At 72.3% G+C, this 9,125-nt stretch carries 9 protein-coding genes; 1 reads left to right on the forward strand and 8 read right to left on the reverse strand.

Annotated features, from left to right (window positions below; all coding sequences use genetic code 11):
* Window positions 1-189: 189 nt before the first annotated feature.
* Window positions 190-888, reverse strand: a complete 699-nt coding sequence (locus tag L3K22_RS16200) for a demethylmenaquinone methyltransferase (protein WP_263312307.1) — start codon at window positions 886-888, stop codon at window positions 190-192.
* A gap of 159 nt (window positions 889-1,047) precedes the next feature.
* Between L3K22_RS16200 and serC the strand changes: the two genes are divergently transcribed.
* Window positions 1,048-2,217: a phosphoserine transaminase gene (serC, locus tag L3K22_RS16205; protein ID WP_263312308.1), complete on the forward strand. Its 1,170-nt coding sequence runs from the start codon at window positions 1,048-1,050 to the stop codon at window positions 2,215-2,217.
* Window positions 2,218-2,519: 302 nt separating this feature from the next.
* Here the strand turns inward: serC and L3K22_RS16210 are convergent, their stop codons facing one another.
* The 7 genes from L3K22_RS16210 to L3K22_RS16240 all read right to left on the reverse strand — a co-directional run.
* Window positions 2,520-2,969, reverse strand: coding sequence for a MarR family winged helix-turn-helix transcriptional regulator (locus tag L3K22_RS16210; RefSeq protein ID WP_263312309.1), 450 nt, complete (start codon window positions 2,967-2,969; stop codon window positions 2,520-2,522).
* Window positions 2,966-4,486: an NCS2 family permease gene (locus tag L3K22_RS16215; RefSeq protein ID WP_263312310.1), complete on the reverse strand. Its 1,521-nt coding sequence runs from the start codon at window positions 4,484-4,486 to the stop codon at window positions 2,966-2,968. The genes L3K22_RS16210 and L3K22_RS16215 overlap by 4 nt, the downstream gene beginning before the upstream one ends.
* 80 nt (window positions 4,487-4,566) lie before the next feature.
* Entirely contained in the window at window positions 4,567-5,364 is a 798-nt protein-coding gene (gene nagB / locus L3K22_RS16220) for a glucosamine-6-phosphate deaminase (protein ID WP_263312311.1), read from the reverse strand.
* 203 nt (window positions 5,365-5,567) lie between these two features.
* Window positions 5,568-6,941: an NAD(P)/FAD-dependent oxidoreductase gene (locus L3K22_RS16225; RefSeq protein WP_263312312.1), complete on the reverse strand. Its 1,374-nt coding sequence runs from the start codon at window positions 6,939-6,941 to the stop codon at window positions 5,568-5,570.
* A 78-nt stretch (window positions 6,942-7,019) separates the two neighbouring features.
* A complete protein-coding gene (locus L3K22_RS16230) occupies window positions 7,020-7,973 on the reverse strand; it encodes a Ppx/GppA phosphatase family protein (protein WP_263312313.1) in 954 nt (317 codons plus the stop codon).
* Window positions 7,970-8,548, reverse strand: coding sequence for a DUF501 domain-containing protein (locus tag L3K22_RS16235; protein WP_263312314.1), 579 nt, complete (start codon window positions 8,546-8,548; stop codon window positions 7,970-7,972). The genes L3K22_RS16230 and L3K22_RS16235 overlap by 4 nt, the downstream gene beginning before the upstream one ends.
* The coding region (locus tag L3K22_RS16240) for an FtsB family cell division protein (protein ID WP_263312315.1) at window positions 8,545-9,125 on the reverse strand (581 nt) is incomplete at its 5' end. The genes L3K22_RS16235 and L3K22_RS16240, both read right to left, overlap by 4 nt.

Consider the following 9,125-nt stretch of genomic DNA (forward strand, 5'->3'; position numbering starts at 1 on the left):
GGCCGATCCGCTGTCCCGATCTCCTGGGCACGAGGAAGAACATTACGGGGGTTCCGAGACCCCGTCAAGCCAGAACGACCCTTTTCGAGGTGGCCTCGACCACATCGCTCCCCGTCGAGGCGCGCATCGGCCCCGGCACCGATCCTCGCCTCGCCTGTCCGTGCTGGTCAGGTCGAGGATCGAGGGAGGTCAGCGAGCGGTCACCACTCCACGGTGCAGGGCGACGATGCCCCCGCTGAGATTCCGGTACTGGACCCGCTCGAGGCCGGCCTGTGCGAACCATCCGCGCAGCGCCTCCTGGTCCGGCCAGTCCAGGATCGACTCGGCGAGGTAGTCGTAGGCGTCGGCGCTCGTGGCGACGCGTCGTGCCACGGCGGGCAGCGCACGCAGCAGGTAGTTCTCGTAGACCGTCCGGAAGGGACGCCACGTCGGGGTCGAGAACTCGCACACCACGACGCGGCCGCCCGGGCGGACCACCCGGGACATCTCTGCGAGCGCCCGGCGCGGCTCATGGACGTTGCGCAGGCCGAAGGAGATCACCGCGGCCTCGAAGGAGTCGTCCGCGAAGGGGAGGTGCTGGGCGTCGGCGCCCACGAACGGGACCGGCGCACCTCGTCGGCGGCCCTCGGTCATCATCCCGAGCGAGAAGTCGGCGGCGACCACCTGCGCGCCGGCGCGGGCGATGGCGGCGCTCGAGGTGCCGGTGCCGGCGGCGAGGTCCAGGACCTGGTCCCCCGCAGCGATGTCGAGGGACTCGACCATCTTCTCTCGCCACATCCCGACCTGCCCCATCGCGGCGACGTCGTTCATCAGGTCGTAGCGGCGGGCGATGCCGTCGAACATCGTCGCGACGTCGTACGGCTGCTTCTCGAGATCGGCACGGCTCATGCCCTGATCCTCGCACGGACCGTGGCCCGGGAGCGCACGTCGACCCGCACCCCCGACGCTCCCCGGACCGACCGAGGCGTCGGACGACGTTCCTGGAAGAATGCTCCCGGGCCGCCTCGTGACCGGGCGGCCCGGACCGTCCTCGTGAGGAGAGCTCGAATGACCGCTGCCAGCACCGCTCGCACCGACGCCCTGCGCGCCCTGACCATCCCCTCGGAGCTGCTTCCCTCCGACGGACGCTTCGGCTCCGGTCCCTCCCGGGTGCGCGATGCGCAGATGGACGCGCTCTCCTCGGTGTCCCGCACGGTGATGGGCACCTCCCACCGTCAGGCGCCCGTCAAGCAGGTCGTCGCTCGTGTCCGTCAGGGCCTGGCCGAGCTCTTCTCCCTTCCCGAGGGGTACGAGGTGGTGCTCGGCAACGGAGGCTCCACCGCGTTCTGGGACGTGGCCGCCTACGGGCTGATCGAGGAGCGCTCCCAGCACCTCGTGCTCGGCGAGTTCTCGCAGAAGTTCGCCGCGGAGTCCTCCGGCGCACCGCATCTCGCGGAGCCCGAGGTCATTCGCGCCGAGCCGGGGAGCTGCCCCGCCCCGCGCGTCTCCGAGGACGTGGACGCCTATGCCTGGCCGCACAACGAGACCTCGACCGGCGTGATGGTCCCGGTCGCCCGTCCCGAGGGCGCGCGCGAGGACCAGCTCGTGCTCGTGGACGCGACCTCCGTGGCCGGCGCCGCGCAGGTGGACGTCTCGGCGACGGACGCGTACTACTTCGCGCCGCAGAAGGCCTTCGCCTCCGACGGCGGGCTGTGGCTCGCGCTCCTCTCCCCCGCCGCGATCGAGCGTGCGGAGCGCCTCGGCACGGCAGCGGACCGCTGGATCCCGTCCTTCCTCTCCCTCACCGCCGCGATCGACAACTCCCGCAAGGACCAGACGCTCAACACCCCGGCGGTGGCGACCCTTGTGCTGATGGCCGAGCAGATCGATTGGATGCTCGCCCAGGGCGGTCTCGCCTGGGCCGACTCCCGCACCCGCACCACCAGCGGCATGCTCCAGGCCTGGGCGGCGCGGCGCGAGGAGATCACCCCCTTCGTGACGGATCCGGCGGCGCGCTCGCAGGTCGTGACCACCCTCGACGTCGACGCCTCGATCGACGCCACGGCCATCACCTCCGTGCTGCGGGCCCACGGGATCCTCGACATCGAGCCCTACCGCAAGCTCGGAAGCAACCAGCTGCGCATCGCGACCTTCCCGGCCGTGGACGAGCAGGACGTCGCCGCGCTGATCGCGGTCCTGGACCACGTGCTCGACCGCTCGGCCGACGCCGTCTCCTGAGCACCTCGCCGGGCCGGGCGGCTCCCGCGCGCGGACCGCTGCGCGTCGGCCCGGCCGCCCGCGGGGATCACGCATCCCGCAGACCACGAAGGGCCCCGTCCTCGGACGGGGCCCTTCGTGCGTGCGGGGCGTGCATGAGGGGAGTCGATGCGGGGCCGCGGCGACGCTCTTCGCGCTGCGGGCGGGGGCAGTGCCGCGCTTCTGCGTCGCCGAGCTTCTGCGTCGCCGTGATTCCGGGGCGGCGCCCCGCTCGCCCGCCACGGCATCCCGGCGCCACCGTTTCTGCGTCCCTCCGCGCCCCGTCAGTCCCGCGGCGGGACAAGCGTGCGCCGCAGCAGGGCGGTCGCCTCGCGCAGGCTCTCCCGCTCCGCGGCGCTGATCCCGTCGAGACGGGAGCGCAGCCAGGCGTCCCGCTCCGCGCGGCCGGCCCGTACGAGCTCCCTGCCCCGGTCGGTGAGGGTCACCCGCACCTGCCGACCGTCCTCGGGGTGGGCGGAGCGGCAGACGAGCCCCGCCTCCTCGAGGCGGCCGAGCACGCGGGTCATCACCGGAGGGCTCACGTGCTCGAAGTCGGCCAGCGTCCCCGGGGTGGACTCCCCCGCCCGGTCCAGGTGCGCGAGCACCGAGAACTGCGAGGCGGAGACCGCATGCGAGGCGGTGTGCGAGCGCAGGATCCGCGAGGAGACCAGCAGCAGGCGCTGCAGCTCGGCGGCGAGCTCGGCGATCTCGGTCTCCGCCCCGGGACCGGTCACAGCAGCAGGCCCTCGACCGCGCCGCGCAGGAAGTACGCGACGAACATCAGGGCGATCACGTACATCAGCCAGTGGATCGAGCGTGCCTTGCCCCGCACCAGCTTCAGCAGCACGTACATGATGAAGCCAGCGCCCATGCCCACAGTGATCGAGTACGCGAAGGGCATCAGGATGATGGTGAGGAAGGCGGGGATCGCGATCTCGACGTCGGTGAAGTCGATGTCGGTGATCTGAGTCATCATCAGGAAGCCGACCATCACCAGCGCCGGGGTCGCCGCCTCGTAGGGCACCATGCCCACGAGCGGCGAGAGGAGAGTCGAGAGCAGGAACAGCACGCCGACGACCACGGCGGACAGACCGGTGCGCGCGCCCTCGGCGACGCCGGAGGTGGACTCGACGAAGCTCGTGTTCGAGGAGACTCCGCCCATGCCGCCGGCGATCGCCGCCGCGGAGTCGACCACGAGGATCCGCTGGGAGTGCGCGATGTCGCCCTGCTCGTCGACGAGGTCCGCCCCCGCGGCGACCCCGACCATGGTGCCCATGGTGTCGAAGAAGTCGGCCAGCAGCAGCGAGAAGACGATGACGCTCGCACCGACCGCTCCCGCGGCGGTGATCCCGCCGATCGGGTCGACGGTGAAGAGCGTGGAGAAGTCGGGGAGCTGGACCGGGAACTCGGAGACGGCCGGGACGTTCATCGCCCACCCGCCCGGATTGCCGGGGCCGTCGGCGCCGGCCGGGGCGAAGGCGCCCAGGTGGAGCACGCGCTCGATCACGATCGACAGCGCGGTACCGGTGACGATGGCGATGAGGATCGCGCCGGGGACCTTGCGCACCCACAGCACGAACATGAGCAGCAGCCCGGCGACGAACACGAAGGTGGGCCAGCCGGTGAGGGACCCGTCGTTGCCGAGCTGGACCGGGGTGCCGTTCGCGGTCGTCACGAACTTCGCGTTGTACAGGCCCAGGAAGGCGATGAACAGCCCGATGCCGACGGCGATCGCGGTCTTGAGGAAGGCCGGGACGGCGTCGAAGACGGCCTTGCGGAAGCCGGTGAGCACCAGCAGCAGGATGACCACGCCCTCGATGACGACGAGGCCCATGGCGCCGCCCCAGGTCATGCCCGGCAGCGGGACGACGGAGTAGGCGAGATAGGCGTTCAGCCCGAGCCCGGCGGCCAGTGCCAGCGGGAACTTCGCCCACGCCCCCATGAAGATGCTCAGCAGTCCTGCGATGAGCGCGGTGCCGGCGGCGACGGCGGGGAGGTTCGGCTCGGTGCCGCCGCCGAGGTACATCCCGGTCGAGTCCGGGACCGTGCCGATGATCAGGGGGTTCAGCACCACGATGTAGCACATCGAGAAGAAGGTGACGATGCCGCCGCGGATCTCCCGAGGGATCGTCGAGCCGCGTGCGGTGATGTGGAACCAGCGGTCCAAGGCGCCGCGCGGCGCCTCGGAGCTCGCGGTCGCGGCGTCGGGGGCTGTGCGAGAGGAGGAGGGGGAGGGATCGGCCTGCTGCATGAGGGCGATCGTATCGGCCCTGCGCCCACCGGGCCCCTGCCGGGGAGGGTGGTCCCGCCCGGGACCCGGTGGTATCGGTCTCAGTGGGAGCGCGCGGCGCGCTCGGCCTCCTCGAGGCGGCGCTCGTGGCGGTAGTCCTCGTGCAGCTCGAGGCGGGAGGCGGCGGCCTCGTCGGCGACGACGACGACCTCGGGGTGCATCTGCAGCACGGTCGCGGGCCAGCGCGCGCTGATCCCGCCCTCGACGAGCTGGGCGATGGCCGCGGCCTTGTTCTCCCCGGAGGCGACCAGCACGATCCGCCGCGCCTCGAGGATGGTCCCGAGCCCCTGGCTGAGGGCCTGGATCGGGACGTCCTCGGGGCCGGGGAAGTAGCGCGAGTTGTCGGCGATGGTCGAGCGGGTCAGGCCCACCACGCGGGTGCGGGAGCCGAGGGAGCTGCCGGGCTCGTTGAAGGCGATGTGGCCGTTCGAGCCGATGCCGAGCACCTGCACGTCCACTCCCCCGGCGTCACGGATGCGTCCGTCATAGGCCGCGGCCTCGGCGTGCGGGTCCTCGGCGGTGCCGTCCGGGGAGCAGACCCTCTCCTCCGGCAGGTCGATGTGGGAGACGAGGTTCTCGCGGATGAAGCGGTGGTAGCTCTGCTCGTGCTCGTGGGGCAGGCCCACGTACTCGTCGAGGAGGAAGGCGCGGGCATCGGCGAATGAGAGCCCCTCCTCGCGGTGGCGGCGGATCAGCTCCTGGTAGGCGGGCAGCGGCGAGGAGCCGGTCGCCAGGCCCAGCACCGGGCCCCGGTCGCCCGTGCGCTCGAGGACGCGCTGGATCTCGTCGGCGACGACGACGCCTCCGGCCGCGGCGTCCTCCACGATGTGGATCTGCATGGTCCTGCCCCTCTCCGGCCGTGCGCCGGATGCTCAGTGCCGCGACTTTGCCGCGTGCGCGAACGTGCTCGTTTGCGTGACCATCCGAGGATACTCGCTCACGGAGGGCCCGAGCCCACAGAGGTTCCGGACGCGACGACGCCGCCGCCCCTGAGGGGCGACGGCGTCGTGTTCGGGGGACGCTCAGCGGCGTCCCGCGCGGCTCACTTCTTCTTGCCGGAGCTCGCGGCGAGCTCGAAGGCGGCGCGCGGGGTCTCTGCCTGCGGGATGCCGATGATGTCGCGGCGGGAGACGAGGTTGCCCACCCAGCCTGCGGCGACGGACACCTTGCGGCCGATCGTCGGCATCGCGTACAGGTGGTACGAGCGGGCCATCGCCCAGGCCGGAAGGCCGCGGATGTCCAGCTCCTTCTCGCCGAGCATCAGGCGGCCGACGCCCTTGTACATGCCGAGGGTCGCGAAGACGCCGAGGTTCTTGTGGTAGTAGTCCACCAGCGGGCGACCCTGGACGGAGCGCGCGATGTTGTCGGCCAGGCGCTTGGCCTGGCGCACCGCGTGCTGGGCGTTGGGCGGGCAGAACTTGCCCTCGCCCGAGGCGAGGTCCGGCACGGCGGCGCAGTCGCCGGCGGCGAAGACGTCGTCGAAGGGGCCGTCCTCGCCGTTGACGCGCAGGTCGGGCAGGACCTGGACCTTGCCCATGAGCGGGCCGCGCTCGGTGACGATCGGGAGGTCGGAGGTCTCCTCGTCGAAGAGCACCGGGTTGGGCTTGACGCCCGCGTTCCACACGAGCAGGTCGGTCTCGAACTCGTCGCCGTCGCTGGTCTTGATCACGCCGTTCTCGGCGGAGTTCAGGAAGGTCTCGAGCTTGACCTCGATGCCGCGCTCGCGCAGCTGGTTCAGCACGTAGGCGCGCTGGTCCTCGGTGAGCTCCGGGAAGATGAAGGGGGCGCCGTCGACGAGCACGAAGCGGATGTCGGAGGCGTGGAGGTCGGGGTAGTAGCGCAGGGCGTCGCGCACCATGTCCTCGGCCTCGGACACGGCCTCCCCGCCGGCGAAGCCGCCGCCGATGAAGGTGAAGGTGAGCAGGCGCTTGCGGAGCTTGGGATCCTTCGTGGTCGCCGCCTCGGCGAGGTTGGCGAGGATGCGGTCGCGGACGGCCGTGGCCTCCTCGACCTGCTTGAAGCCGATCGCGTTCTCGGCGAGGCCGGGGATCGGGAGCAGACGCGGGACGGCGCCGAGGCCCACGACGAGGTAGTCGTAGGAGATCTCGAGCTGCTCGCCCTCCTCGGTGTCCACCACCACGGTGTGCTCGGCGCTGCGGATCGCCGAGACGGAGCCGGTGACGACCTTGGCGCCGGTGAGGATCTTGCGCAGCGGCGCGAGCACGTTGCGGGGCTCGATGCTGCCGGCGCCGACCTCGGGGAGGAAGGGCGCGTAGGTCATGTACGGGCGCGGGTCGACGACGGTGATCGCGACCTCCGCTCCGAGCGTCTTGCGCAGCTCGGACGCGGTGGTCATGCCGACGGAACCGCCGCCGAGGATGAGGACATGGGGCTTGCCGCCGAGGGTGTTGGTCATGGGCCCCAGCCTAGGACCGTATGGTCGCTGAGACAAAAGCACCTCGTCAGGTGGTCACCGCCCGACGCGCGGAGGGTCTCAGGGCGCGTGGTCCAGCAGATCCAGCGCCATCCCGTCGAGGATGTCGTGCTCGCTCGTGCGGGTCTGGGTGATGCCGGAGGCGGCGGCGACGCGCTCGACGATGCGCGACCAGATCAGCGCGCCGGCGCCGATGACGTCGATGCGCCCGGGATGGATGACCTGGTGGCGCGACCGTTCCTCGCGGGTCTCCCGCAGCAGCGTCTCGCACAGCGCGCGGACCTCGTCGACGGGGAGGGCGGCGCCGTGGGTGACATCGGGACGATAGTCCCGGATCCCGGTGGCGACCGCGGTGACCGTGGTCACCGTCCCGGCGACGCCGACGAGCGAGGCGACCTGCTCCAGCGGGATCGCCGCCGCGGCCTCGTCCAGCAGGGCGTCGATGTCCGCCGTGGCGGCGGCGATCTCGTCGGCGGCGGGCGGGTCGGAGCGCAGGTGGCGCTCGGTGAGGCGGACCGATCCCATGTCCAGGCTGATGCGGTGGGTGGGGGCGGTGGTGCCGAGCACCAGCTCGGTGGAGCCGCCGCCGATGTCGACCACCAGCGCGGGTCCTGCGGGCAGGCCCTCGACGGTGCTGACCGCGCCGCGGTAGGACAGCTCCGCCTCCTCCTGGCCGGAGATGACCTCGGGGTCGATGCCGAGGATCGCGCGGATGCCGGAGATGAAGTCCTCGCGGTTGGAGGCGTCGCGGGTCGCGGAGGTGGCCACGAAGCGGACGTCCTCGCGGCGCACGCCGTGGTGCTCCACCAGCGCCTGGTAGCGGCGGGCGGCCTCCAGCGTGCGCTCGACGGCGACGGGGTCGAAGCGTCCGGTGCGGTCCACGCCGAGCCCGAGGCGGACCATCTCCAGGTGCCGCTCGAGGTCGATGAGGCGCCCGGTGGCCTCGTCGCGCCGGGCGATCAGCAGGCGGATCGAGTTGGTGCCGCAGTCGATCGCGGCGACGGGCGCGCTCATCGTCCCTCCTCGCCCTCGTCGGTGCCGTGCTCGTCGGGGTCGGTCCCGGGCTCCTCGTCCTGGCAGCGGCAGACGAGCTCGGGCGCCGCGCCGTCGATCATCGCGAGCACCTCGTCGCCGACCGGGTTGACGCCCGGACCCTCGGCGAGGGACTGGCCCGCGAGGGCGTGGAGGCACTTGACGCGCGTGGGCATGCCGCCGGCGCTGACGTGCGCGACCTCCTCCGCCTCGCCGATCTCGGCACGGCGCGCCAGGTAGCGCTCGTGCGCCGCCCGGTACGGAGCGGCGAGCTGCTCGTCGCTCTCGAGGCGCTCGGTGAGCTCGGCCATCAGCCCGGTCGCCTCGAGCCGGGAGAGCTCGAGGGTGAGCCAGGGAAGAGTGAGGTACAGCGAGGTCGGGAACGGGGTGCCGTCCTCGAGACGGGGCGCGGTGCGCACCACGGCGGGGCGGCCGCAGCCGCAGCGCCTGGCGATCGAGACGACGCCGCGCATGTCGCGGCCGAGCTGGCGGCGCATGATCTCGAGGTCGCGCGGCGAGGCGGGCGTCTCGTGGGGAAGAGGGGCGAGTGAGGTCACTGGTCGTCGTCCTGATCGGTGGTGTCGGCGGGGTCCTCGTCCGGGACGTCCTCGTCGGTCGAGCCCGTCTCGTCGGGGATGTCCTCGGGGGTCAGGCGGCTCGAGCCCTCGACGCTCTCCCAGAGGGTCGAGTACCACTCGCCCTCCTTCGCGGCCTCCTCGGCCTGCTGCGCCTCGGTGAGGGGGACGTCCTGGCCGGAGGTGTCGGTGAGGCGGTACTGGGTCTCCCCCGGCATCGCGAACAGGAGGCGCTCGCGGGCGCGGGCGGCGACATAGGTGGGGTCCTCCCACTGCGCGACCTGCTCGCGCAGTTCCTCGACCTCCGCCTCCTGCTGGGCGACCTGGCCCTGCAGGTCGGACAGCTTCTGCCGCTGGGCCACGTAGGAGTTCACCGTCGGCACGAGGGCCGCCAGCGCCACCACGACGAGCGCGACCAGCACCAGGGTGCGGCGCGTGATCGTGATGCCGGGCCCGTCCGGGCCGTCGGCGCGGGACGGGGCGGTGGCGGGGCGGGAGGCGGCGGCGGGCCCCCGGCTGCGGTCGCCGCCGCCGCCGCCGGCGGCGGACTGCCTGGTCC

Source organism: Brachybacterium atlanticum, assembly GCF_025669985.1.
Taxonomy (GTDB): Bacteria; Actinomycetota; Actinomycetes; order Actinomycetales; family Dermabacteraceae; genus Brachybacterium; species Brachybacterium conglomeratum.